Origin of the sequence: Flavobacterium shii (assembly GCF_025847235.1) — a bacterium.
Classification (GTDB): domain Bacteria; phylum Bacteroidota; class Bacteroidia; order Flavobacteriales; family Flavobacteriaceae; genus Flavobacterium; species Flavobacterium shii.
In genome coordinates, this window is record NZ_JAOZEW010000011.1 from 1 (window position 1) to 26,415 (window position 26,415).

The window sequence follows — 26,415 nt, forward strand, 5'->3', positions numbered from 1 at the left end:
TCACACGTATAACTCTATGATTTGTTGCAGGAAAATTAACTGCAAAGAGCGCAAAGTTTTTCCTCAATATTGTCACCCTGAGGAACGAAGAGGCTCCAATAATAACTCGATAATGTGGGACAAGTTTGCGAGAACATTGAGTATATACGCTATATATCCGTTTTTCATCGTAAACGAGTTAAGAAAATTTAAGTTTAGCTTAATGAAACTTAATCTCTTAATGGTGAAAATTTTATTTTGAAGAAAACTATTATGGTTATTGACTTAGATAGGCGCTCAAGTCAACTCGATGGATTTGTTGTGGTACATTGATTAGTGGTTTTCTGACCAAAGATTCATTGGTTAAATAATAATGCAAGCCATCTTCGGTTGCAATACCTTCAATTTGATGGAATGGCAATGCAATATTGATTCTTCGTTTATTACCCGATAGAAAATCATTGTTTTTATAATCGTATAAAAGATATAAAAAGGGTTTTCCGATTTTAGAATATCCACAAAGGACGATCAGTTTTTTGGAAGGCAAATAAGTAGCTCCAGTTACCAATCCTTTTACATCAAGGGTTTCTTTTAGTTGTGCAACATGATTTCCGGGTGTATTGGGTAATGTATAAATACTGGTTTTGGTGTTTTTCCATTGTTTGGTAAACAAATAAATACTGTCGGTTGTAACGATAAAAGCCTCACAATCAAAGTTGGTTTTGTTTGGACTTTCCTTGGTAAAATTGGTTTGGTCGGAATAAGAAAATGAAATGGTATCGATGATAGGTTTTCCTGCCAGAAACGATTCTTTCTCGATTTTCAGAATATGCAAATTGCTTCTGTTTCCTGTATAATTATTTCCAAAATCGCCTATGTATATATGCGTGCTGTCTTGCGAAATCTCCTCCCAGTCGGTATTGATTACTTTCTCTAGTACAATTTTCTTTTTAATCTCTCCTTGATGATTAAGTCCATAAATGGTTTTGTCATGGTCGTCATTATGCGTCCACAATAACGAATCGAAAGCTATTAATCCCGAGGTTTCTTTGATAGAATCACTAAGTTTATTAGAATATTCAGGTTTTATTTTTACTGATTTGTAAGCACAACTTCCGTCGTTCTGAGTAGCTTTCGGATTGTAGTTTTTAGACAGCGGATCTGTACAACCTAAGATTTGTCCATAAGTTGAAGTAATGCATAAAAAGAAAAGCAAAAGGGCTTTTTTCATTGGGATGAATTGTAATTATCAAAAGTAGGGGAATATTTTTTGATTGTGGGTATTTTGAATTCTTGTAAAATAAAAAACTACAACTTTTAGGGTTGTAGTTTTATAAGTGTTCAGGTTATTTTTATAATTTTAATGGTACTTTGTTAGATTTTAAATTACCAATAAAAAACTACAACTTTTAGGGTTGTAGTTTTATGGGGTTCTAGTTGTTTTATAATTCTAAAGGTACTTTGTTGGATTTTAAACTACCAGTAAAAAAAACGTATCCTTTGTGCTGGACAGAATCTCTCCTTTTTTTTGAAAATTTATTATTTATAAATTCTTGTTTAATAAAATATTCAATTTCACATTTGTATTTTTCCTTATTATTTAATTTGTAATACATAATTGTTCCTTCATCTATCTTTTTTGCTAAGTCAAAGGGTAAACTAAATTTTACTTCGCTATTCTTCTTTATAAAAATTAAACTTAGTTTATCTTGAAGAGAATGTTTTTTTATTTCTAATTTTTCATATTGCTTTTCATTATAAAAAATCTCTTTAATCCATGGTGAATTTGTTTCATTTTTGCTGTCTGAAATAAGTAATTGAGGATTTATGAATGCATTTTGATAATAATAATAATCGCTACCTCTGTCAGGAAAAAGAGTATCTATTATAAAACAATAATTTATATTTGAATTATTGTTTATTTTAAAAGTAATCATCTCACCACTTTTTATTTTGGTGTTAACTATATGTAATTCTATATCTAAATTTTTATATTCAGAAAAATTCAGAAATAGAGGACATAAAAAAAGAAATATTTTTCGCATAAAATTTTATTTAAAAACAATTAAGCATTTTATTCCAAAGATTTGCCTGATTAGTGTAAGAACTAAATGCTTCCAAATTTACATGAGCTCCAGGCATATTAAATTGCCAACTATAAGCTTTCGCTTCTGACATTACACTTCTGTATGTTTGTCCTGCGGCTCCACCTCCAGCTTTATTATACCATCTAGCCATATTTCCATTAATATAATCAGAAGCATGATTCAATTCATGACCTATTATGCTTGTCAGTTTTAAATAACTTGAAAAAGCATTTTTAGAAATTTGTATTTTAGAAATACTTCCTTTTAATGTCTCAGGATTAAATTCTCCTCCAACTGTTAAAGCATCTGCTGAATTTCCATTACGATCTGTTAAATTTTCGCTAGTTTCTAATGTTGGACTATGAGCTTCAGCATATAATTCCGGTAAAACTTTTTGTGCGAATGTTGCCAATTGTGAGTCTGATAGATTTGCATATGCATTTGGGTCATTATATCCAGCTGCTTTTAAGCGTCCTATAATATCTTGTCTTTGAACTATTTTATGCACAAAATGATTTAACCCCGAAACTACTAATCCAGTAACAGCTCCTTGCCAAAAGTTTCCACCAGTAAGTGCTGCACCAGCTCCACCAGAAACCGTACCAAAGGCAATCATACCAACTCCGCTATCGGCAAATTTTCCACCAACACCTTGCCATTGTCCTGAGTTTCCACCACTCCAAGCACTTGCAGCAATACTACTCAATGCTCCAGCTGCAAAACCACTCCAGAATTTACCTCCGGAAATTGCTGTCATTCCACCTTGAAAAGTACCGTGTGCAGCTGCTTGAAAAGCAGCCTGCGAATAGAAATTAGCAAATAGGCTCCCAGAGGCACTACCTATACCATAAGTTACTGCTGCACTTGCTGCACCAATAAAAACAGATTTTGCTAAGCCTCCCACAGTAAAAGGTACATCGGAAAGTAAAGCTGTAACTGTGTAGCTTAATGCAGCTATTGCGACACCAATAGCTACAGCACCAAAAAAAGCGATTATTACTTCACCACTTGGGTCTGTATATTTTAGAGGATTATTCCAACAATAGCCATAACGGTTATAGTTTTGTGTATTTTCTACTTGTTGGATATAATTATCGGGTTGTAAAAAGCGATGTAATTTAGGGTCGTATAAACGACCATTCATGTTTATAAGCCCCATACTTTGTATGTGCTCATGTCCTGTATAACCGCGATCTAAGACTGTTAAGCCATCAAGAGTTACACCAGCTCCGTTTTGTACTTTTATTATCGCTCCCCAGGCATCATAAAGGCGTTTCTCGACAATTGTTGCGTTATTATCTGTAATAGCAATAATACTACCTTGATAATCACGATGTAAATATAAATAATTTGCAGGATTTATACCATCCGATTTTAATACAACTGGTGCGGTATAGCCATCACCACCTATATAAGTTACGAACTCTACTACTCCTGTTGTTTTATCTTCTTTAATCTCCATCGATCCATCAGCAGAGTAGTGCTTGCGATAACGGCGAAGTAATTTATCATCTTGCAATCCGCCATAAAACATGGCGCTACGGTCATTACCGTCATTATAAGCAAAATTTATATAATCGTTGTAAGTTCCATCACGACCTAGTTCTCTTATTCTTACTGGACTTTTAAAAGTATTATAAGTAACTTCCACTCCCATTTTGGGAGCAGTGTTTGCTCCGGATCCCCTGTTTTGGTAATAGCTTAAAGCTTCAGGAGTTAACGTTATCGAATTATTTTGGTATGTTTTACCAGTAACAGTATAGTTGTATGTTCCTACGCTATTTTGAGAAATTTTACCTTTGGCATCGTAACTCTGAATTTCTGGAACTCCCTGCGCGTTGTAATAACTTATTAAACGATCTAATTCATCATATTTAAAATTTTCATTCCAATTAAATAAGTTATTTGTTCGGTTGGTCAGGTTACCTCTTTTGGGTTCAAAAGTGGTTGTTAATGTCATGATGTTTACTGGGGTTGTTCCCGTTTTATCATGTTTGAATTTTTCGGCATAACCGTATTGGTCATACGTATTACTAATTGCAATGCCGTTTCCTAAAGTTGCACTAGTGAGCTGTCCTCTTTCATTTAAGGCATTGGTTTGCCATAATACTTGTTGCGTAGCATCATCGACTATTTGCCATGGAAAGCCATTTTGGTAGGTGTTTTTTACTGTTTTAGAACTTGTTTTTCCACTTGCAAATGCTATAGAAGTTTCTTTGTCGGCTCTTCCGTAAGTGTCATACGTTAGTTGCTTTGTAAAAGTTGCATAAGGAGTTGTTTCAACAGTTCTATACAATCTTTTATAATTATCATATTCATAGTTATTGGTAATAACGCTGCTTTCAAATGTATTTGTAAAAGTACTGCTTGTGATCTGGTTTAAACTATTATATGCATAAATGGTCTTACTATCGGTATTGGTACCTACAATTGTTTTTTCTATTGTTTTCCCAGCATCATCATATACATATGAAGTAGTTCCATTAGGCGTAGTTTCTGTTTTCATTTGGCCAAAGGCATCATAGGAATACGTATAGGTGCCAGCACTTGGATCGATCATGGCAGTTTTATTTCCCCAACCATCAATGGCAATCTCTACTTTATTTCCTTCATAATTGGATTCTTTAAGTTTCCCGTTGGCATAATAAACAAAATTGATAGTACCTCCAGAATCTGTGGTTTGTGTTTTGTTACCTAATGCATCGACTGTAGCTGTGGTTATTCTTCCATCATCAGTACTAGTTGTCTTTAATCCTTCGTATTTTATTGTTTGTATTTTATCTGTTGGAGCTATTATTTTTATAGGTCTTTGTAAATAATCATACTCATAATATGTCCATTTGTTAGGGGATGATAAGCTAGGTTCACTTTCTTTGGTTTTTCTTCCTAATGCATCATAAACAGTCTGTTTTGACACCTGAGAATTAGCAGCAAAGCCTTTAGTGAAATTAAGTTCGACTCTTCCTAATACATCAAATATGGTCATAGTTTCAGAACCAGTATTGTTTGTACTTGTTGTGGAGTATCGACCATCAGAAAATTTTTCATACACAATGTTGGTAACAAGAGGTGTTTGTGACGAATTAGTAATAGTGCTTGTTGTTAATTTTCCCCAATTATCATATATGAAATCACTAACTACACCCATATAATCAGTAGATTTGGTTACTTGCCCTAGTGCATTGTAACCATAACTAGTAACGAATCCCTGGTGATCTGTTTTCTTAATTACAAATCGTTTCGTAGTATCATATTCATCGGTAATAGTTCGTGCCGGAACAGTAATAGGTGCAGCGGGAGCACTAACTTTTTTGGTCAATAAATTTCCAACAGGATCATAGGTCATATCTTCTATAATAGCATAGGTATTATGTCCTTTTTTTTCTGTTTGGGTTAAATTTAATCCTGTATAGGTATATTTTTCCTCAGATGTTCTGGTATCTCCAGTATAAATAGAGGTAGAAGAGTTTACTTTCTTTGGTCTTCCTATATAATATCCATTACCAACTCCTGTAGGGTTACTGTCATATTGGGTATCGACTGTTGTTGTACCTTGCAGGGTTCCTCCGCTGTATTGTCTTGATATACTTTGAGTTTCCAAACCATAGTAGCTTGTACTCTCGACAGTACCATCATAAGTAAAACTAGTTTCGTTTTTTACACCCGTAAGATGGTCTTCGGTAGTTTGTTTTGTTAACAATACATTGTAAACACTACTATTTGTTGTTGGAGCATTTTCACTTCCCGAAAGAGGATAAGCACTAAACATGCTGTTACCGCTTGCTTTTGCACTAAATCCTGGTTTTAAAATTATTTGAGGTGCCTGATAATTAACATTCAAGTCATTGCTTATTGCAGATGAAGCTGTAATCGAATTACTTGCTTTGGTTGTTTGATTGGTAGTTACAGGATTTACAATATTTAAATCACTTGGTAGGGGAGTAGATGGAGTATTACCACCTTTGGAATAAGTAGCAAACACATTTGTCTTAGTACTTATTAAACCAGATGGTATTGCTGCAAAAACGGTTGTTGGATCTGTACTTGACCAAGTAATAGTATTGGCTCCTCTAAGATTGGGGTCATTATATTGAGTAGTCCATATCTTGGTATCTGATGATGATGAATACCAACTACTTCTAGCAGTTCGGATGAAACCTGCTGTCCCATAATTATAATTGGATACATAACCTCTATACCTAAAATCCTGGTACTTTGAAATACGATTTATTGTTGCCGTTAGTTTGGAAACTAAAAAGTTTTCAGAATTTCGAATAATTTCTATGTTAGGGTAAGAGACTGTATTACCGGAAGAATAGAAATCATTATCCCCACCAATGGATTCCATTGGTTTATATTCGATGGTTTGTTTGATGTTTCCGTTTGCTTCTGTTACAGATTTTAGCCTATTATCGATAGTTACATTTTTATTAAATTGATAGTATTCGATTCTGGCATTATGTGCTCGAACAAGAACGAGGTCTGTATTGGCACCATCATATCTGTAATTTGAAACTATAGGAATTGCAAGAACAGGAGAGCCAGCTCTAAATTCACCAGAGTTGTATGATTCTACAAAGCCAGAAGCAACAACTTTTCCTATGTTATTTGTAAAGCCTGATACTGCCCAAGAAGAATCATGATTATTGATTTTTCCCTCAACCTTAAAATGTTTTCTCCAAACACGTACCAAATCAGATTTGCCATCACCATCAATGTCCATAGCATAATAATTACTAAAATGTGCCTGAGTTGTGAAAGGTTTGCCAGGTTCTGTATCTGTATTTGGTCTGTATTCTACAATAGTATGGGTTTCTTTAGTGAAAAATTCTCCTCCAGAAGGATTGGGGTTACTATAGTAAATATGCCATTTTGCATGATTTATTCCTTCTCCACCTTCCGTGTCAGGTAACATAATATCTGTTTTTCCATCTCCATTAAAATCACCAAAAAGCATCTGTTTTGTGGTGGTATACATGTCTAATGTACCTGTGCCAATTAGTTCGAGTTCCACCCATGGTGAAATTGTTAGCTGTTTAAAACTGACAATTTTATATGTTTTGTCATAATTAATGATTAAAATATCAGATTTGCCATCTGAATTAAAATCTGCTATATACCTTGTATATGGTTTTTTTACATAATCTGCATAATTTGGATCACTAATGGTTGGCTGTCCATCTAATAAAGAAGAATTCTGTAAATTAATGAACCCTTTTTCACCAAGATTTGATGATGATGAAGGGTTTAAATCTATTAAACTATATTTATATCCTGAATCATTTTCCCTAAAAGTTATACATCTAATTTGCCTTTGATCTTGCCAAGTTTTCCTTCTTATCTCATTTATTGTTGATATAACTAAAACTTCAGAGATTCCATCACCATTAAAGTCACCTTCAAGATACTCGTTAGATTCTTTTAAGTAGCTTGCGGTTTGACATGGTCCTGTGGCTGTTCCAGTATTGTTAAATACGATTTCTTTATTATACTGTTCAGTAAATGAATTTAAATTAAAAATTTTAAATTTGATAGTACCTAGTGCTTCTTCTGTTTGAACAATAGATTGAAATTGATTTAGTTTATTATCAGTTAAGGTTGTAGCGGCAAATAGTCTTCTTTTGTCTGCCGTAAAGGGCAAACTAATAGGCGTATTTCCAGTATTTCCATTAAATAAATTAGTAAAAACCTGGTTGTTTGCTATAAAATCTAGCCTACCGTCCCCATCAAAATCTCCAGCTAAATCTGCTTTCTCAAAATCAAGATTATTGGTGTATTCTTTTTCTATTCTTGTTGTTGCTGTATTTGTTTTGTCATATTCAAAAATAATAGGATTTGATTCCTCATTTACTCCGTTAACTTCCTGTATACTGGTTAATCGTTCATAACCTGAATCTAAATCTGGTGTATGAGCAAATCTATAGGTTCTAAAATAGGTATTATTGGTAATTACTTGAATATTTTCTAATATTTTAGTAGCATAAACTGGTACTCCTTTTAAATAATCTCGTTCTACACGTCTAGCATCTCTATAAGTAAAAGTAATTCTATTTTGAGCAGGAATTCCTGCAGTAGTATTTCCGCTAAATGTAATATTGTCAATATACAATTGGTTACTACCGTTATAAGTTACTGTTTTGTAATTATAATCTATGAAATTGCTATTTGGATCTTCATAATGAACAATATACCAGGAATTCAATGAAACCGAGTTTTGTAAATTTCCAGAGCCCTGTGAGCCATACCAGGTTCTTGATCCATCGGGAGCTGTAACAATAAAATAAGTTGTAGTACCTTCAGTTTTTAACTCAATCTTTGTATTGCTTTTATATTCTGTTTCATAAGTAGATCCAGTTGCCCAATATGTTCCTGTTTTTAATAATAAGCGTTGTCCATCAAGCGCTAATTTATCGTCTGCATCAAAATCAACCCCATCGACGAAACCATCAATGTCTCTTCTGGTCGCCATACGACTAATAGTTGAAATGCTATTAATATGCCAGCCTTGTCCGGCAATACCACCTCTAACACCACTACTATAGGTGAGATTAATTATAGGTGCTACGTTTTTTATACTTGGAGGAATAGCAATAGGTAAATTATATGTAGCAGTACCAGAATTTGAAATCTGCAATTCTCCTTTGGTATCTGTAAAATTTTGGGAAAATGCTAAATGAGTAATAAAAAATAAAATGAGTAGGTAAAATTGTTTCATATATAATCTATTGTTTAATAATTTTTATTGTTTTTTGATCTCCACTAGCATAAATCAACGCAACTATGTATACTCCTGTAGGATAGCTTTGGAAAGAAATATTTTGGGTATTTAACTTTTCGGTTTTATTATAGGTATTTATTGTTTGTCCATTTAAACCGTAAATAATTATAGACGAAACGTAATTACCATCTTTTAATTCCCATTTAAGATATAATTCTTCTCTCACAGGGTTTGGATAGTAGGATATAACATCTTCTGGTGAGAATTTTTGCAAATCTTCCTCTGTAATGGCTTCAATTTCCTTCGGTATATCTTTAGATGGTTTAGCTGTACAACCTGAGAGACACAGTTGTCTCAAGGTTTGATTACCGGCAGAATCGTAGTTAAACGTAATATTTGTTTGGGAGTTACAAACGAAGCAAGTTATTAAAGAAATAAAAAGTAGTAATCTTTTCATAATTTGGTATTTTAAATGAATGGGGTTATTCCTAGGAAAAAAATAACAAAGATTGAATATTATAGCAGAATTAGCAATGTTTTTTTGTGATTTTTTTAACAAAAAAACATATGCATTGTTCTTTTAAAAAAGCATTAAAAAAATGTTTATTTATTATTGATATGGGTCAATTCACTTTCAATTTTTGTTACTCTCAATGCTAAGTCTTTTAAGGCTTCGATTTCTTGTGCTTGTGAATTTATTTTCTTTTCCTGTGCAATAGAGTAAAGCGTCAATTCCTCAATTTTTTTCAACAAACTCATATTCATTTCAGCAAGCATAAGCCCATTTTTTTCGATTTCCTTTGCCGATGGAATCTCTGGTAAATGACTGTTTTGTTTTATGAATTCTTCTACTTCTTGTAATGATTTTAGTTTATAATCATTGGCGAAGACATAATCGGGAACCTTTGTCATAGGATCTAATAAGTCTATTCTAACTTCTTTGGCATGAATTTTCCCGTTTACTGTTAGTTTTTCGTCTGGATTTGTTGTACCGATTCCTACATTTGCATTTGATCCTTTTATAGTAAGAGCATCAGTATAGAAACTTTCAATTTCAGATCTACTAGCAGTTGTTTTTACTTTAAAAGTTAGGTTTCCAAAATTAGTATCAGCATCACTCAAAACTATTTTGGCACTTTGAACATTTCCTGTACTTGAAACCCTTGTTAGTGCCATTCTTGCATCAAATGTAGTACCATCTCCAGTACCTCCATTAATATTTAGTTTTTCGATAGGAGTGTTAGTTCCGACACCTATATAGGCATTCGATCCTTTTATGGTTAAGGCATCAGAATAAAAACGGTCAATTTCAGATTTACTAGCAGTTGTTTTTACTTTAAAAGTTAGATTTCCAAAATCTGTATCTACATCACTTAAAACTATTTTTGCACTTTGAACATTTCCTGTGCTTGAAACTTTTGTTAATGCCATTCTCGCATCAAATGAGCTACCATCCCCAATACCACCATTAATGTTAAATTTTTCAATAGGATTGTTAGTTCCAATACCTACATAGGCGTTAATCCCTTTTATAGTTAAAGCATTAGTATAGAATTCTTCAAGTTCTGATTTACTAGCAGTTGTTTTTACTTTAAAATTTAGATTACCAAAACTAGTATCAGCATCGTTTAAAACTATTTTTGCGGTCAGAATATTTCCTGTACTTGAAATTTTTGTTAAAGCCATTCTTGCATCAAATGAGGCTCCATCTCCAGTACCACCATTAATGTTAAGTTTTTCAATAGGATTATTGGTTCCAATACCAATATTTCCATTAGGTAAAAAAGACATAAATTGATTGTCCCAATCGGTTCCAATAAAACCACTAGTAAAACTAGATATACCATTTACTGAATTTCCATTAGCCCCGATTGAAAATAAATGCTGTAAGCCAGTTTCGTTAGAAATAAAAAAACCTCTGTTCCAACTTCCGGTAAGCCCTGGGAAATTAGTTTTTATATTTACTCCCCAGTCTGGGACACTTAATCCAATAGCAACTTCATTGAATGTTGTGTTTTGTGCATTTGCTAGTAATAAATTGCTTAATATAAGCAGTCCTGTAAATATTCTTTTTTTCATGTTATAATTTTGTTGATTCTATTTTTTTAACTTTTTCTTCAAGAATTAAAATCTTGTTGTTTTGTTTTTGAATTTCTTTATTCTGCTCAATACTATAAAGCGTCAATTCCTCAATTTTCTTCAATAAACTCATATTCATTTCGGCAAGCATCAGCCCATTTTTCTCTATTTCCTTTGCCGATGGAACCTCTGGTAAATGACTGTTTTGTTTTATGAATTCTTCTACTTCTTGTAATGATTTTAGTTTATAATCATTGGCGAAAACATAATCTGGAACGGTCATAGGATATGCTAGATCAATTCTAACTTCCTGAGCGTGTATTTTTCCGTTTACGGTAAGTTTTTCGTCAGGTTTTGTTGTACCTATACCTATTTTACCTTGAAAAAAAGCCAATGAAGTATAATCTATTCCATTATAGCGTTGTATAAATTCTTGATTGATACCGCTATTGTTCCAGATAGTTTGTAATGTTAAACTATATCCAGGGTTTCCAGCAGACCATTTTTGAGAACTATATCTACCTTGAGTTGATATAGGTGAATTTATATCTAATATGGCAGATGGATTTGTGGTTCCAATCCCAATATTACCTTCAGTATTAATGCTTAAAGCTTGTTTATCAATGCCAGAAGATGATACAACATTAAATAACATTGAATTGTCTAGAAAACGAATGTATGAACCGCCCCTAGCTGAATTTAATAATGAAATACCCCCTAAGTTATTTTTATTATTTTGTACATTATTCCCAATACCAACGCCAGTCTACGTTAATTGGGGTTCAGAAGCCCATAACATAAGATCTGCTTGTCTTGCGTCATCACCTCCACCGATAGAATGAAGTAAAAAACGAGTATCTCCATGATTTCCTTCAATAGTTATTTTTTCGGAAGGAGAGCTTGTACCAATTCCTACATTACTATTTAATGAGGTTCCTAATACAGTTCCACTTGGAGTATAAAGTTGGGCTTGTACTGAAAATATTGATGCCATTATAATTATAGCACTTAGTGTAATTTTTTTCATGTTATATATAGGTTGATTTGATTTGCGAGTTTTGTTTTTTTTAATCGTTATTTTCTTAGTGTTTTTAAAATAATGCGGCAAAGATAACTTTTTGACCCAAACAAAAATACCCGTTTCTGCTGATATTTAACATAAATAAACAAGTTTGTCAGTCTTTATAAATACTCCTTTGATTTCTCCTTTAAAATTTTATATTTGTTAGTAATAATAATGTAACAGATATGAAAATAAAAGAAGATTTATTCAATAAAAGAATTATTTCCATAGATGCTTTTCGTGGAATTACCATTTTTATAATGATTTTTGTCAATGAGTTGGCAAGCATAAAGAATGTACCCCAATGGATGAAGCATATGCCAGCCGATGCCGATGCAATGACATTTGTCGATTTGGTATTTCCTGCATTTTTATTTATCGTTGGGATGTCTATTCCATTTGCATTTAATGCTCGATTAATTAAAGGTGATACTCCCAAAACTATTTGGACACATACTTTAAAAAGAGCATTGGCACTTATTATTATCGGAGTTTATATGGTAAATGCCGAATATGGGTATGATGCATCCAAGATGGTAATTTCTGCTTCATTTTGGGGATTTTTAGCATACGCAATGCCAATTCCTATTTGGAATAAATACGATAAATCATTTCCTAAAGTCACTAAAAACATCTTGCAATATGGCGGAATGTTGGTTTTGGTAGCATTATACTTTCTATATGTTCAGGAAAATGGTGACATAGGAATCACACCAAAATGGTGGGGGATTCTTGGACTTATCGGTTGGGCATATTTAATTACGGTGGTGTATTACTGGCTAGTTAACGGAAGATTGATTGCAATGATTGCATTTCTTTTCATTTGTCTTATAGCTACTGTTTTAAATCAGATTAAAGGATCTTTTGTCCATGAAATAAAATGGATTGGTTTTATAAGCGGACATATGACGCATGCAACGCTTGTTTCGGCGGGAGTGGTAATATCGCTTTTGTTTTTTGAGGGCAAGATATCCGATAAAATCAATTGGAACGTAATAGCTTTTGGTGTATTGTTTTTTGTGTTGGGGTATCTGTTACGACCGTATTATGAGATCTCAAAAATAAGAGGAACGCCTTCTTGGGTACTATATTCAGCGGGTATTTGTACTGTTATATTTTATTTCTTGTATTGGCTTATGGAAATTAAAAAACAAACCAAATGGAGTAACTTTTTTATGCCAGCAGCGGCAAATCCTTTATTGATTTATATTTTACCAGGCGTAATTTATTATTTCTGTAAAGCTTTTGCAATTCATATTATTCCAGGATACTTCCGCGAAGGAATTCCAGGAATTATCTGGTCTTTAGTGTTTTCAACGATTATGTTATTTGTCATGAAAATTTTTAACAAATATAAGATTCAGCTGCATTTATAAAGTTTCAATTGAATCAGTTTGTGTTGAAAGAAATTATTTATATTTTCGGGTATATTTTGAAAATTACATTATGACAGAAGAACAACGCCGACAGATTAAAATTGATAATGATACAATTATTAAGCAAAAAGAATATCGTGTAAATGATTGGTTGCCGATTCTGGATACACCAAAACTAAGATCTCTGGAAGAGATTAAAGGAAGAATGTCGGTTATGAATGCTTTGATAAACATAGCGTTTGAAGCTCCAACTTATATTATTAAAGAATGGATAGAGAATCATGATTTAGCCAAGTATCTATCAGATTCAGAAAAAGAAATACTAGATAAAGAAAATGATGATTTAACCGAATTTGAAGTTAATTCTTTACGATGGTATTTAGAGTCTTTATGGGCTTTTATGTGGGTAACAGAAATGATTCCTGGGCTAGAAGCAGAAGAATATATAGGAGATAATATGGCTTCACTTTTGCCAAATCTAGAAAATGAAGAAGACAATCAGAAAATGGAAAGCTTACAGAATTTAAAATCTGAAGTTGATATTTATACCATGCTTGATTATTACTATCGACTTCATTGGTATTGCGTAGATGAAAGACTAAATGGTCGACAAGCAAAACTAAATGAAGGATTAGTATATGAAAGACGAAAATCGTTGGAATGGATTTATAACCGAGCTGATGATTGGGATAATGTAGAAATGAGTACATAAAATAGTAATACAAAAGGGAGCTAATGACATCATTAACTCCCTTTTGTATTTTGCAAAATAGAATCACCTCACACGTTTAAAAGCAATTGGACCTTCTCTTTTTTTGTTGTCTTTATAAGTCCCCTCAAGTGTATTCCCATCTTCAGATAAAGTTAAGGTATGCGTTCCTTGAGTTGCCCAACCCTCAATAGGTAAAGTTACATCGACTTTATATTCTATCGTGTTTCCAGTTCTTTTCCCTACACCACTTTCTACAAATTTTTGGCCTTTCCATTCCAAGTAATGCGAAAAAATAACCTTACCATTTTGTTCAGAGATAATAACAACTGCATTTTCTACACCCGAATTAATATCAGCCCAAACACCATTAATATCTATCTTTTTGTTTTGACTATAAGAAAGATTAAAGAAGAATAGTGTTAGAAATAAGAATTTTAGAATTTTGATTTTCATAATGTTGAGGTTAGTTAGTTTTATGGTTTTAAGTTTTGAATCTGTACTTCCGTTATTTCTAATACAGCGCCAGAAACAGGATGATAATTCACAAAATTAAATTTGCAAAGATTATGAATGTTTACAGGTTTACCGTTTAGTTTAAAGTCCGACCAAGGGATTTTTATCGTAGAAAATTTATCAGGAGAAGCAGGTAAATCAGCCATTGCATGCGTTCCTCCATGTACACAACCAGTACCAGAATCATTTCCTTCACGAGCTTGGATTTTGATAGGTTGTGATGATTTATAAGTAATACTAACAAAATCAGAATTGCTAGGTAAGTTGGTTGGTTTTCCATCATTAGATTCAGATGGAGTAATCATCACGTTTAGTTCGATTTCCCCAACAGGCGAGTCGTTTGCCGTAACAAGAATATGATGATTCTTTTTTCTAGTTTCGTTTATTACGTCTTGATTTTCATTCGTTGGTCCAGCAATATACCAAGTGTTAGAAATAACCAAATCAGAATTGTTATTTATGTTCTGTAGAGAAGTTGTTTTACAGCTTAAAAATAAGAATGAAAGTATAATAAAACCAAGAGGTAAAAATCTATTAGTGATTGTTTTATATTCCATAAAGAGAAAGCTATTTTTTGCTAAAATAAATAATTAAAGTTTTAGTATTCGGTTTTAAGTCTCAGTTTTTAGTTTCAGTTTTCATCTCTCCTCTCACAACTCTCATTTCATATTCTATATTTTTTGTAAGAATCTTTATTGGTAAATTCAAGAGTAAGTGAAATTTTAGTTTTATTTTTGTTAGGAGAGTGTATCTTAAAACAATTAAAAATGAATAGCTTACAAATAAAAAGTGTTTTGTCTTTTCTTTTTTTTAGCTGTTTTTGCTATTCGCAAAATGACTCCATTATGCATAAAAAAGATTCACTTCGACACAATAGTAAAGACATTATTGATGTGTACAAAAGCATATTCTCTAAGAATGATACCGTAAGACATGATGCTAAAAGGAAGATAGCCTTTTCATTATCTCCTATTCCTGTAGAGGGCAACGGAAATGCCAGAGTAATCATTTCGTTTTTAAGTACTTTTTATCTAGGCGATGACCATGAGAAAACCACGATGTCGCAAGTAATTTTTTCGCCCTATTTTAGTTTCTCTAATCAATATGTCTTCCCAATTCAGTCCTATATATATACTAAGGATGACAAGTATAACTTTACAGGAGATTATCGGTTTATGATATATCCGCAACCTACATACGGTTTAGGAGATCACCATCTCGACGACGAAATGTCTGTTCTAAATTACAAACAATGGCGCTTTTATGAATATGTAACAAGAAAAGTGAAAGGCAATTTCGGACTCGGATTAGGAGTTCTATTCGATAGTTATCAAAACATTTCCGAAGATTCTAAGATTGATGGAGAAACAGATTATTTTAAATACATGAGCGGAGATTATTCCGATGATGTTTCATTTGGAGTTGCAATTCAAGCATTGTATGATTCAAGAATCAATAATATAAATCCAGAGCAAGGAACATATCTGGAAGCTAATTTCCGAATGAATACCAATGGAGGACTTAATAATAAAGGTTGGCAATCCTTATATATAGATGCTCGAAAATACCATTCGTTTAGCGATGTCAGGCATAAAGTTTTGGCATATAGAGCTTTTTATTGGTCAACAATAGGAGGTGGGGATCCACATTATCTCGATTTGCCAAGTATAGGCTGGGACCGACAACAAAAAACAGGACGAGGATTTACAAGAAACCGTTTCCGAAGCAATGCATTATTGTATTTTGAAACTGAATATAGAACAGATATTTCTGCCGATGGTTTTTGGGGAGCAGTATTTTTTACCAATATCTCATCAGTATCTAAATTTCAGACGTATCAGTTTACCAAATGGAATCCCGCAATTGGTACAGGATTACGCATAAAATGGAACAAACGTAACAATAGTAATCTCGTAATGGATTTTGGAGTTAGCAAAAATGATTGGTCATTACGGTTTGGTTTAGTAGAAAATTTTTAACTTTCGAACTTTCAAGACTATTTTACATGCAATTATCGGTTATTATCCTCAATTATAATGTACGTTATTTTTTAGAACAATGTGTTTTAAGTGTGCAAGAAGCGCTTAAAGATATTGATAGCGAGATTATTGTAATCGATAATAATTCTCCAGATGATAGTTGCGAGATGATTCGTAGTCGTTTCCCTAATATAAAACTGATTGAGAATACCGAGAATTTAGGTTTCCCCAAAGGAAATAATATAGGAGTTTCTCAGGCACAAGGAGATTATATCTGCATTTTAAATCCCGATACAGTCGTTGCTGAAGATACATTTACAAAAGTATTGGCTTTCGCCAAAGAGCAACAGGATTTAGGAATAATAGGCGTAAATCTTATAGATGGAGCAGGGAATTTCCTTCCCGAAAGCAAGCGCGGAGTCCCAACACCTTGGGTGGCTTTTACTAAAATTGCAGGATTGTACAAGTATTTTCCAAAATCCAACTACTTCAATAAATATTATGCCCAGCATTTAAGTGAGAACCAAACAGGCAAAGTCGAAATACTTGTAGGCGCTTTTATGATAATGAAACGAGATTTATATAATGAAGTCGGCGGTTTTGATGAAGATTGTTTTATGTACTCCGATGATATCGATTTATCGTATATGGTTTTGAAAAAAGGTAAAACCAATTATTATTACGCTGAAACTACGGTGATTCACTACAAAGGAGAAAGCACCGTAAAAGACGAAAAATATATGAAACGCTTTCAGAGTGCTATGAATTTTTTTTATAAAAAACATTTTAAAGTATCATTTTTGTTTTCTCTTTTTATGAAAACAGGAATAGTATTTTTCTCTATCGTTAAAATGATACAGGGAAAAACGACGATAAAAACAACTCCAAAAGAATATTTTTTTTACTCGATGAATGATAATTTACTCGAAAAATTGAGTTCGATTTTACAAAATAAAGTTACATTTTACGATTTAAAAAAAGAAAAAATGGTAAATTCGTCCCTGATTTACATAGGAAAAGGAGCAGAGGTAATTTTAGATAATCAATACATATCATTCAAGAAATGTATCGATATGATAAAATCTGAAAGACATAAGAAGATTACTTTTAAAATTTTACCCAAAAATACCACTTTCTTAATCGGAAGTGATTCAAGTAATGATAGAGGTAAAATCGTTAAAATCGCATAAAAATTATATTTAATGTAATTTATATTTAAAAATTTCAGTAATTTCGCAATCTGAAAATCAAAATCACCTTTTAGGTTAACAATATGGCAAGATTTGAATTAAAACTTCCTAAAATGGGAGAAAGTGTCGCTGAAGCAACAATCACAAACTGGTTGAAACAAGTTGGAGACAAAATTGAAATGGATGAAGCAGTACTGGAAATCGCTACAGATAAAGTCGATAGCGAAGTGCCAAGTGAAGTTTCGGGAATTTTGATTGAGCAATTGTTTGGCAAAGACGATTTGGTACAAGTAGGGCAAACTATTGCCATCATTGAAACAGAAGAAGGTTCATCATTTTTAGTTGATAAAGTAACGGAAGAGATAGTTGTTCCTGCTGAAGTTGTTGCTATCGAAAAAACAATCGAAGCGGCTAAGGAAGTTGCTGCTCCGGCAGATTATACAACTTCGGATAAATTCTTTTCGCCATTAGTAAAAAATATTGCTAAAGAAGAAAATGTTTCTATTGCAGAGTTAGAAAGTATAAAAGGTTCAGGAAAAGACGGTCGAGTGACTAAAGAAGATATATTAACTTACGTTGCTGGAAGAACAAACAAAGTAGAAGCTCCAAAAGTAGAAGTGAAAGTTGAGGTTGCTGTGCCAGTACCGGTTAAAGTACAAGAATCAGTGGTTTCAAAAGCGGCGCCAGTTTCTGTAAATGGAGGTGACGAAATCATAGAAATGGACAGAATGCGTAAGCTTATTTCTGGATACATGGTAGCTTCAGTTCAAACATCTGCACACGTACAATCATTTATTGAGGTAGATGTAACCAATATTGTAAAGTGGAGAGAAAAAGTTAAAACTGCTTTCGAGAAAAGAGAAGGAGAGAAATTAACTTTTACACCAATTATGATGGAAGCTGTAGCAAAAGCATTAAAAGACTTCCCAGGAATGAATATCTCAGTTGATGGTGATTATATCATCAAAAAGAAAAATATAAATTTAGGAATGGCGGCTGCCTTACCAAATGGAAATTTAATTGTTCCGGTAATTAAAAACGCAGACCAGCTAAACCTTGTCGGAATGGCAAAAGCGGTAAACGATTTAGGTAATCGTGCAAAAGCAGGAAAACTAAAACCAGACGACACACAAGGAGGAACTTATACGGTAACGAATGTAGGAACTTTTGGAAGTGTTTTTGGAACGCCAATTATTAATCAGCCGCAAGTAGGGATTTTAGCTCTTGGAGCAATTCGTAAAGTGCCAGCGGTTATCGAAACTCCAGAAGGAGATTTTATCGGAATCCGTCAAAAAATGTTTCTTTCGCATAGTTATGACCACCGTGTTGTAGATGGAGCATTAGGAGGAAGTTTTGTAAAAAGAGTTGCTGAGTATTTAGAAGCTTTTGATGTAGATAGAGATTTCTAGAAAAATCCCGTCTTATAAATAATTAACCCTTTTAACGTTTTAAATGTTGAAAGGGTTTTCTTTTTGCGGCATTATTGCATTACAGGTAGTAATCGGCAACTTTCTGAAAAAAACAGGTAAAATTCGTGTTTAAAAATTATATTTGTAAACTTATAAAATTAAAAAATGGAACTGAAACTCAACAAACCAATTTGCTTTTTCGATCTAGAAACTACCGGAATAGACATCGGAAAAGATCGAATAGTAGAAATTTCAATATTTAAAGTTTTTCCAAACGGAAATAAAGAAAGTAAAACTTGGTTAGTGAACCCTACAATTCCAATTCCGGCTCAAACTACCGCCGTTCATGGTATTACTGATGAAAAAGTGGCAAATGAACCTACATTTGCAGCCTTAGCACTGCAAGTTTACAATATGATAAAAGATAGCGATTTGGCAGGATTTAACTCCGATCGTTTCGATATTCCTTTGTTGGCAGAAGAATTGCTTCGAGCAGGAGTTGATTTTGATATGAAAAATAAGTGCTCAGTCGATGTGCAGACTATTTTTCATAAAATGGAAGAAAGAACATTAAGTGCAGCTTTAAAGTTTTATTGCGGAAAAAGCCTTGAAAATGCACACTCAGCCGAAGCTGATACAATGGCAACATACGAGATTCTTAAAGCGCAATTAGATCGTTATCCAGAATTGGAAAATGATATGAAAGCGTTGTCTGAATTTACAACCAGAAAAAAAATAGCCGATTTTGCAGGAATGATCGCTTTTGATAAAGATGACGAAGAGATTTTTACCTTCGGAAAGCATAAAGGAGCAAAGGTGGAGAAGATTCTTGAAACCGAGCCTGGATATTTTAGCTGGATACAAAATGCCGATTTTCCTTTATATACAAAAAAGGTTTTGACAGCAATTAAATTAAGAAAGTTAAATACTAAATAGGCTTTCAGTCGCAGTCTCAGTATTCAGTTTTATGCTGAGACTGATTTTGTATTAGTGAAAACTGCGACTGAAAACTGCGACTGAAAACTTAAAAAGAATGAAGATCATTTGTATCGGTAGAAATTATACCAATCATATAGAAGAGTTGCAAAACGAACGCCCTGCGGAGCCAGTTGTATTCATGAAGCCCGATTCAGCAGTTTTGTTAAAACAGCATCCGTTTGTAATCCCCGAATTTTCTGAGGATATTCATCACGAAATTGAGCTTATTGTTAAAATTAATAAAGTCGGAAAATATATAGAGCCAAAGTTTGCGCACAAGTATTACGACGAGATAAGTGTAGGTATTGACTTTACGGCTAGGGATTTACAAGAAAAATTAAAACAGAAAGGATTGCCGTGGGAAAAAGCAAAAGCTTTTGATGGTTCGGCAGTAATCGGTGATTTTTTGCCTAAGACACAATTTAGTTCATTGGAAAATATTACATTTGAATTAACAAATAATTCTAAGACAGTTCAAAAAGGAAATGCTAATATGATGTTGTGGAAAATTGATGAGCTTATCTCTTATGTTTCTCAATACTTCACATTAAAAATTGGGGATATTATATTTACAGGAACTCCGGAAGGTGTTGCAGCTGTAAAACCAGATGATGTTTTAGAAGGGTTTTTAGAAGGAAAAAAATTATTCAGAATACAAGTAAAATAATGGCTTTAAAATACAACCTTTCAAAAGTGTACGCACTTTCAGATAACGATCCGGAATTTGTAAACGAAATTCTTAATTTGTTTGTAACCGAAGTTCCCGAAGATTTAAAACAAATCAAAGAAGGGATTAAGAAGAAAGACCATAAACATGCGTATGCGTATGCACATAAAATAAAACCAACTCTTGACTTATTAGGTTTAAATGTTGCTTTTGAGGAAATTCTTCAAGTCGAAGCCTGGACAAAGGCCGAAGGTAAAAAGAAGGCTATAGAAGAAACTTTTAAGAGTATAAAAAATCAAGTAAAAGAAGCAATCAAAGAAATTAAGAAAGACTTTGATTTGTAAAACTTCATAGATTGCCAACCTGAAAATTCAGGTTGGGTGATCTTCTCCAAATACAATTCACATTGTAAATCAATTATAAGACAAGTGAATTGATTTTATCTTTCTTCCGTTTTACTTCGCGATAAAAAGGATTTTCATTGCTATTCCCCGCGCAATTCCTTGCGATAAATAATCTAAGTAGTAATTTGAATTTTAGATACATGAAAGCAACAATAATTACAATTGGTGATGAAATCCTAATAGGACAAATTGTAGATACAAATTCTGGTTTTATAGCTAAATCTCTAGATAAAATCGGAGTCGAAATCCATGAAATGATTTCGATAAGTGATAATAAACAGCATATTTTAGATACATTTTCTCAATTACAAAACAAAGTCGATTTGGTAATCGTTACAGGAGGTTTAGGGCCTACAAAAGACGATGTGACCAAAAAAACATTTTGTGATTATTTTGAAGACGAATTGGTTGTTAATCCCGAAGTTCTGGCACATGTTACAGAGTTAATAGAGGGCTTCTATAAACGACCGATTACCCAAATGAACAAAGATCAGGCATTGGTGCCTTCTAAATGTACTGTGCTTCATAATAAAATGGGAACTGCGCCAGGAATGTGGATGAAAAAGGAAAATACTGTTTTTATTTCACTTCCGGGAGTTCCTTATGAAATGAAATATTTGGTAGAAAGTGTGATAGTTCCAAAAGTTGTAAAAGAATACGAGCGACCATATATTATTCATAAGACGATACTTACATACGGTCAGGGCGAAAGTTTAGTAGCGGAGCGTATCGAAGACTGGGAGAATAATTTACCTGATTTTATAAAGCTAGCCTATTTGCCAAATCCGGGAAGAGTGCGTTTGCGACTTTCGGCTCGCGGTACAGATAAAGAAATGCTGGAAGCAGCAATCGAGGCCAATGTGCAATCGCTGGATGCAATTATTCATGATATTATAGTGGGCTTCGATGATAACGAAACGATTGAAGTTGTAGTAGGGCAATTACTGACAAAAAAAGGAAAGACAGTTGCGACTGCCGAAAGTTGTACGGGAGGAGGGATTGCATCACTTTTGTCAGTGGTTTCTGGTGCTTCGATTTACTTTAAAGGGAGTGTTGTGCCGTATGCAACCGAAGTAAAAACGGCTATTTTGGGTATTTCGGAGCAATTAATAGAAGAAAATTCTGTTGTAAGTTCTGCGGTTGCTTCGGCGATGGCTTTGAGTGTAAAACGCCTAATGAAAACTGATTACGCAATAGCGACAACTGGGAACGCCGGGCCGACAAAAGGAGACTCAAATGCCGAAATTGGTACTATTTTTATTGCAATTGCAACACCAAACGATGTAATTGTCGAAGAATTTAATTTCGGTCAACCACGTGAAAAAGTGATAGATAGGGCTATAAATAAAAGTTTAGAAATGTTACAGAAAGAAATTTTAAAAAATGTGTGCTAATTTTTTGTTTCAATCGTTTATTTTTCTTTTCTTTGCACCCTGATTTTGAATAACGATAAAACATAAGTATAATGTCAAGAGTTTGTGACCTTACAGGTAAAAGAGCGATGGTAGGAAATAACGTTTCTCACGCTATGAACAAAACTAAGAGAAAATTTTCTGTGAACTTAGTTAAAAAGCGTTTTTATCTTCCAGAAGAAGATAGATGGATTACTCTTAGAGTAGCAGCATCTACGATAAAAACAATTAATAAAAATGGAATTTCTGCTGTTTTGAAAAAAGCGCAGTCAGAAGGATTTATCAAATAATCTTTTCCAAAATAAATATATAGCAAGATGGCAAAGAAAGGTAATAGAATCCAAGTAATTTTAGAATGTACTGAGCACAAGACTTCTGGTGTAGCAGGAACTTCAAGATACATTACAACAAAGAACAAAAAGAATACTCCAGACAGATTAGAGATTAAGAAATTTAATCCAATCTTGAAACGTGTAACTGTTCACAAAGAAATTAAGTAATAATTAGAGATTTTATAAGCCTCAATGGTTTTCCATTAGAGTTTTATAAAAGCTTCAAATAACATTTGAATCATGGCAAAGAAAACCGTAGCATCGTTACAAACAGCTTCTAAGAGATTATCAAAAGCCATCAAAATGGTGAAATCTCCAAAAACTGGTGCATATACATTCGTAGAATCTATTATGACTCCTGAAGAAGTTGATACTTTCTTGAAAAAGAAATAATAACAATCACATTATATAGAAAAGCTACTTTCATTCGGAAGTAGCTTTTTTATTTTTTATATTTGTCTCAAAATTTAGAGGAGCCAAACATTAGTTCTTTTTTAATCAAGATTCCCGCTTTTGCTTCAATCTTTTATTCCATTCCGAGGCTTCGGGACCAGAAAAAAAGGATTTTGCTACAATCGGGGCTAATTAAAGACATTTAGCCTTCTTTAAACTCTAGGATTGTTGTAGATTGTGAGAAAAATCTAAATAATCCGAAAAACTAACAATCTATAAAAAATGAGTTTTTTTAAAAAAATATTTTCATCTGATAAAAAAGAGACTTTGGATAAAGGTCTTGAAAAATCCAAAACTACTTTCTTTTCTAAATTAAGTAAAGCTGTAGCCGGTAAGTCTAAAGTTGACGACGACGTTTTGGATAATTTGGAAGAAATCCTGGTTTCTTCGGATGTAGGAGTTGAGACGACTTTAAAAATTATTACCCGAATAGAAAAACGTGTAGCATCAGATAAATATTTAGGGATTGAAGAATTAAACCAAATTCTAAGAGAAGAGATTGCGGGTTTATTATCTGAAACCAATACAGGTGAAGCAACCGAGTTTCTGGTTCCTATTCAGGCAAGACCATATGTTTTAATGGTCGTTGGAGTAAATGGAGTAGGAAAGACTACAACTATAGGAAAATTGGCTTATCAGTTTAAGAAAGCAGGTTATAAAGTTGTTCTTGGAGCGGCAGATACTTTTCGTGCAGCAGCAATCGATCAATTACAAGTTTGGGCAGATCGTGTAGATGTGCCAATTGTAAGACAAAATATGGGTAGCGATCCTGCATCTGTAGCTTTTGATACCTTGCAATCTGCAGTAGCTCAAAATGCCGATGTTGTGATAATTGATACCGCTGGTCGTTTGCATAACAAAATCAACCTTATGAACGAGCTTACGAAGGTAAAACGCGTAATGCAAAAAGTGGTTGCCGATGCACCACACGATGTTCTTTTGGTTTTGGATGGTTCTACAGGACAAAATGCCTTTGAACAAGCCAAACAATTTACCGCTGCAACCGAAGTAACAGCACTTGCTGTAACCAAATTAGACGGGACTGCCAAAGGGGGTGTCGTAATTGGTATTTCGGATCAGTTTAAAATTCCTGTAAAATACATTGGTGTAGGAGAAGGAATTGAAGACTTGCAGGTTTTTAATAAATATGAGTTTGTAGATAGTTTCTTTAAATAGTTTTCAGATGAGTTTTAATAATATCCCGCCAATTTATTTTTATTTTGGCAGCATTCTTTCTTTTGTTTTATCTAATATTTTTAGAGAACAAAATCTAACATTATATTACGTTTTATTGGTAATAGGTGTTATTTTATTTCTTCTGGGACTTCTTAGAAGAATCCAGACAAAAAAATAAGCTAAGTAAACAGGGTTTTTCTAATAGAGGTTTATCATATAAAATTTTCTATCTTAGAATAATCCGTATTTATATACAAATGCCAAAGGATATTTATAGTATTCGTTGGTGTTTTTTGCTTTATAGATAAACGAAAATTAATGAAATAGTTTAACGGCTTTTGGCATTTTTTTCTTCTTTATCAATTTTATAAGGTTAACTTTGTTTCTCGCAAAACAATCTATTCATATTACTGCGGAGCTTTAGCCCTGACAAAGGTGGTGTCCTTTTTTTGTGGATTTTTATTCCATAAAAAGATATAGCGCCCCGATCCCGAAACTTCGAATTGAGATCAGGAAATTGCTTCGTAAAAAAAATAATTTATAATGAAAAACGTATTTAAAATTATCTTAGTGTCACTTGTGTTTGTTGGTTGTCAACAAAAAATAGAACCTGCTGATATTGCTAAATTAAATGGGTATTGGGAAATCGAAAAAGTGGTTTTTGATAAAGGAGAAGATAAAGATTACGGGATGAATGAAAGCTATGATTATTTTAAGATTGGAGCCGACAATAATGGAGTTCGTCTAAAAGTAATGCCGCAACTAGATGGGACTTTTTTGACAAATGATTTACATGAGAGTGTGAAAGTTAGATTTAAAGATGGTAAGGCTTTCTTAGATTACTCAACACCTTATATGAAATGGAGTGAAGAATTAATCACCTTAACAGACGAGAAATTAGTGCTGCTAAACGCCGAGAAAAAAGAATATCATTATAAAAAAGCAGGACCAATTAATATTATAGACAATGGCAAAAAGACTAAATAATCAGAGTACTGTTGGGGATATTTTGCAAAAAATTATTCAAGTAAACAAACTCCAGCCCGGAATGGATCAGATAGATGTAAAAGAGGCATGGAGACAACTGATGGGAAATGGTGTGAATAGTTATACCCGAAATGTAGTTTTAAAAGGGAGTACACTTTATGTAGAATTAACCTCATCTGTTTTAAGAGAAGAGCTAACTCACGGAAAATCAAAAATCATTACGATGATTAATGAAGAATTGCGTAGAGATGTGGTTCGTGATGTAGTTCTTCGTTAGACATCTTAGATTGCTAGACTGGCTTAGACTATACTTGGATTATTGGATATTTAGATTTTACAAAAGAATATTTACGACAACTAAATATAAAACAAAACCCGCTTCATTGAAGCGGGTTTTGTTTTATTAAGAATCTTAGAATCTAAATTATCTAAGTAGTCTATAAAATCTAAGCTAGTCTAAAATTAGAATTGCTCTCTTCCAGCAAAATGGAATGCACCTTCGATAGCAGCATTTTCGTCGCTATCAGAACCGTGAACTGCATTTTCTCCGATAGAAGTTGCGTATGCTTTACGAATTGTTCCTTCAGCAGCTTCAGCAGGGTTTGTAGCTCCGATTAAAGTTCTGAAATCTTCAACAGCGTTGTCTTTTTCTAAAATTGCAGCAACAATTGGTCCACGAGACATGAATTCTACTAATTCTCCGTAGAAAGGTCTTGCAGCGTGAACAGCATAAAATGCTTGAGCATCAGCTACAGTTAATTGAGTTAATTTTAATGAAACGATTTTAAATCCTCCATTAGTAATCATTGCTAAGATATTCCCGATGTGTCCGTTTTGAACTGCATCTGGCTTAATCATTGTAAACGTTCTATTTGTTGCCATTTTTGTTTTTATTAAATTT

The 26,415-nt window shown here is 33.2% G+C and carries 25 protein-coding genes; 15 read left to right on the plus strand and 10 right to left on the minus strand.

Annotation, left to right across the window (positions count from 1 at the left end):
- Positions 1–256 precede the first annotated feature (256 nt).
- From OIU83_RS11275 to OIU83_RS11305, 7 genes are all read right to left on the minus strand, one after another.
- Positions 257–1,210, minus strand: coding sequence for a T9SS C-terminal target domain-containing protein (locus tag OIU83_RS11275; RefSeq protein WP_264206361.1), 954 nt, complete (start codon positions 1,208–1,210; stop codon positions 257–259).
- Positions 1,211–1,421: 211 nt separating this feature from the next.
- A complete protein-coding gene (locus OIU83_RS11280) occupies positions 1,422–2,024 on the minus strand; it encodes a hypothetical protein (RefSeq protein ID WP_264206362.1) in 603 nt (200 codons plus the stop codon).
- Between the two features lie 10 nt (positions 2,025–2,034).
- The gene (locus tag OIU83_RS11285) at positions 2,035–8,781 is read right to left on the minus strand and encodes an RHS repeat-associated core domain-containing protein (RefSeq protein WP_264206363.1); all 6,747 of its coding nucleotides are present in this window, start codon (positions 8,779–8,781) and stop codon (positions 2,035–2,037) included.
- Positions 8,782–8,788: 7 nt separating this feature from the next.
- A complete protein-coding gene (locus OIU83_RS11290; RefSeq protein WP_264206364.1) occupies positions 8,789–9,241 on the minus strand; it encodes a T9SS type A sorting domain-containing protein in 453 nt (150 codons plus the stop codon).
- 146 nt (positions 9,242–9,387) lie between these two features.
- On the minus strand, positions 9,388–10,863 hold the full coding sequence (locus OIU83_RS11295) for an autotransporter outer membrane beta-barrel domain-containing protein (protein WP_264206365.1): 1,476 nt from the start codon (positions 10,861–10,863) through the stop codon (positions 9,388–9,390).
- Position 10,864: 1 nt separating this feature from the next.
- Complete coding sequence (locus OIU83_RS11300) at positions 10,865–11,518, minus strand: tail fiber protein (RefSeq protein ID WP_264206366.1); 654 nt, start codon at positions 11,516–11,518, stop codon at positions 10,865–10,867.
- 111 nt (positions 11,519–11,629) lie between these two features.
- Positions 11,630–11,890 carry a hypothetical protein gene (locus tag OIU83_RS11305; protein WP_264206367.1) on the minus strand — a complete coding sequence of 87 codons (261 nt, stop codon included), beginning with the start codon at positions 11,888–11,890 and terminating at the stop codon, positions 11,630–11,632.
- 221 nt (positions 11,891–12,111) lie between these two features.
- Here OIU83_RS11305 and OIU83_RS11310 point away from each other — a divergent pair, with 221 nt between their 5' ends.
- Together OIU83_RS11310 and OIU83_RS11315 are read left to right on the plus strand one after the other, a co-directional pair.
- Positions 12,112–13,302 carry a DUF5009 domain-containing protein gene (locus tag OIU83_RS11310; protein WP_264206368.1) on the plus strand — a complete coding sequence of 397 codons (1,191 nt, stop codon included), beginning with the start codon at positions 12,112–12,114 and terminating at the stop codon, positions 13,300–13,302.
- 70 nt (positions 13,303–13,372) lie between these two features.
- Positions 13,373–14,014, plus strand: a complete 642-nt coding sequence (locus OIU83_RS11315; RefSeq protein WP_264206369.1) for a DUF4272 domain-containing protein — start codon at positions 13,373–13,375, stop codon at positions 14,012–14,014.
- A gap of 63 nt (positions 14,015–14,077) precedes the next feature.
- On the opposite strand, the gene OIU83_RS11320 is transcribed toward OIU83_RS11315, so the two are convergent.
- Together OIU83_RS11320 and OIU83_RS11325 are read right to left on the minus strand one after the other, a co-directional pair.
- Entirely contained in the window at positions 14,078–14,467 is a 390-nt protein-coding gene (locus OIU83_RS11320; RefSeq protein WP_264206370.1) for a hypothetical protein, read from the minus strand.
- Between the two features lie 20 nt (positions 14,468–14,487).
- Entirely contained in the window at positions 14,488–15,084 is a 597-nt protein-coding gene (locus tag OIU83_RS11325) for a hypothetical protein (protein WP_264206371.1), read from the minus strand.
- Positions 15,085–15,372: 288 nt separating this feature from the next.
- On the opposite strand from OIU83_RS11325, the gene OIU83_RS11330 reads away from it, so the two are divergent.
- From OIU83_RS11330 to OIU83_RS11390, 13 genes are all read left to right on the plus strand, one after another.
- The gene (locus tag OIU83_RS11330) at positions 15,373–16,506 is read left to right on the plus strand and encodes a BamA/TamA family outer membrane protein (protein ID WP_264206372.1); all 1,134 of its coding nucleotides are present in this window, start codon (positions 15,373–15,375) and stop codon (positions 16,504–16,506) included.
- Between the two features lie 26 nt (positions 16,507–16,532).
- On the plus strand, positions 16,533–17,696 hold the full coding sequence (locus tag OIU83_RS11335) for a glycosyltransferase family 2 protein (RefSeq protein WP_264206373.1): 1,164 nt from the start codon (positions 16,533–16,535) through the stop codon (positions 17,694–17,696).
- A gap of 83 nt (positions 17,697–17,779) precedes the next feature.
- The gene (locus tag OIU83_RS11340; RefSeq protein WP_264206374.1) at positions 17,780–19,105 is read left to right on the plus strand and encodes a dihydrolipoamide acetyltransferase family protein; all 1,326 of its coding nucleotides are present in this window, start codon (positions 17,780–17,782) and stop codon (positions 19,103–19,105) included.
- Positions 19,106–19,270: 165 nt separating this feature from the next.
- Positions 19,271–20,041 carry a 3'-5' exonuclease gene (locus tag OIU83_RS11345; RefSeq protein ID WP_264206375.1) on the plus strand — a complete coding sequence of 257 codons (771 nt, stop codon included), beginning with the start codon at positions 19,271–19,273 and terminating at the stop codon, positions 20,039–20,041.
- Between the two features lie 97 nt (positions 20,042–20,138).
- On the plus strand, positions 20,139–20,750 hold the full coding sequence (locus OIU83_RS11350; protein WP_264206376.1) for a fumarylacetoacetate hydrolase family protein: 612 nt from the start codon (positions 20,139–20,141) through the stop codon (positions 20,748–20,750).
- Positions 20,750–21,094, plus strand: coding sequence for an Hpt domain-containing protein (locus OIU83_RS11355; protein ID WP_035625977.1), 345 nt, complete (start codon positions 20,750–20,752; stop codon positions 21,092–21,094). Before OIU83_RS11350 ends, OIU83_RS11355 begins: the two co-directional genes overlap by 1 nt.
- A 200-nt stretch (positions 21,095–21,294) precedes the next feature.
- Positions 21,295–22,548, plus strand: coding sequence for a CinA family nicotinamide mononucleotide deamidase-related protein (locus OIU83_RS11360; protein WP_264206377.1), 1,254 nt, complete (start codon positions 21,295–21,297; stop codon positions 22,546–22,548).
- Positions 22,549–22,619: 71 nt separating this feature from the next.
- Entirely contained in the window at positions 22,620–22,856 is a 237-nt protein-coding gene (gene rpmB, locus OIU83_RS11365) for a 50S ribosomal protein L28 (RefSeq protein ID WP_007805815.1), read from the plus strand.
- Positions 22,857–22,883: 27 nt separating this feature from the next.
- Entirely contained in the window at positions 22,884–23,066 is a 183-nt protein-coding gene (gene rpmG / locus OIU83_RS11370) for a 50S ribosomal protein L33 (protein ID WP_017495179.1), read from the plus strand.
- Positions 23,067–23,138: 72 nt separating this feature from the next.
- A complete protein-coding gene (locus tag OIU83_RS11375) occupies positions 23,139–23,291 on the plus strand; it encodes a DUF4295 domain-containing protein (RefSeq protein WP_264206378.1) in 153 nt (50 codons plus the stop codon).
- 282 nt (positions 23,292–23,573) lie between these two features.
- Entirely contained in the window at positions 23,574–24,527 is a 954-nt protein-coding gene (gene ftsY / locus OIU83_RS11380) for a signal recognition particle-docking protein FtsY (RefSeq protein ID WP_264206379.1), read from the plus strand.
- A 543-nt stretch (positions 24,528–25,070) separates the two neighbouring features.
- Positions 25,071–25,514 carry a lipocalin family protein gene (locus tag OIU83_RS11385; protein ID WP_264206380.1) on the plus strand — a complete coding sequence of 148 codons (444 nt, stop codon included), beginning with the start codon at positions 25,071–25,073 and terminating at the stop codon, positions 25,512–25,514.
- Positions 25,495–25,791: a DUF721 domain-containing protein gene (locus OIU83_RS11390; RefSeq protein WP_264206381.1), complete on the plus strand. Its 297-nt coding sequence runs from the start codon at positions 25,495–25,497 to the stop codon at positions 25,789–25,791. The genes OIU83_RS11385 and OIU83_RS11390 overlap by 20 nt, the downstream gene beginning before the upstream one ends.
- 185 nt (positions 25,792–25,976) lie before the next feature.
- On the opposite strand, the gene OIU83_RS11395 is transcribed toward OIU83_RS11390, so the two are convergent.
- A complete protein-coding gene (locus tag OIU83_RS11395; protein WP_035625955.1) occupies positions 25,977–26,396 on the minus strand; it encodes a nucleoside-diphosphate kinase in 420 nt (139 codons plus the stop codon).
- Positions 26,397–26,415 lie beyond the last annotated feature (19 nt).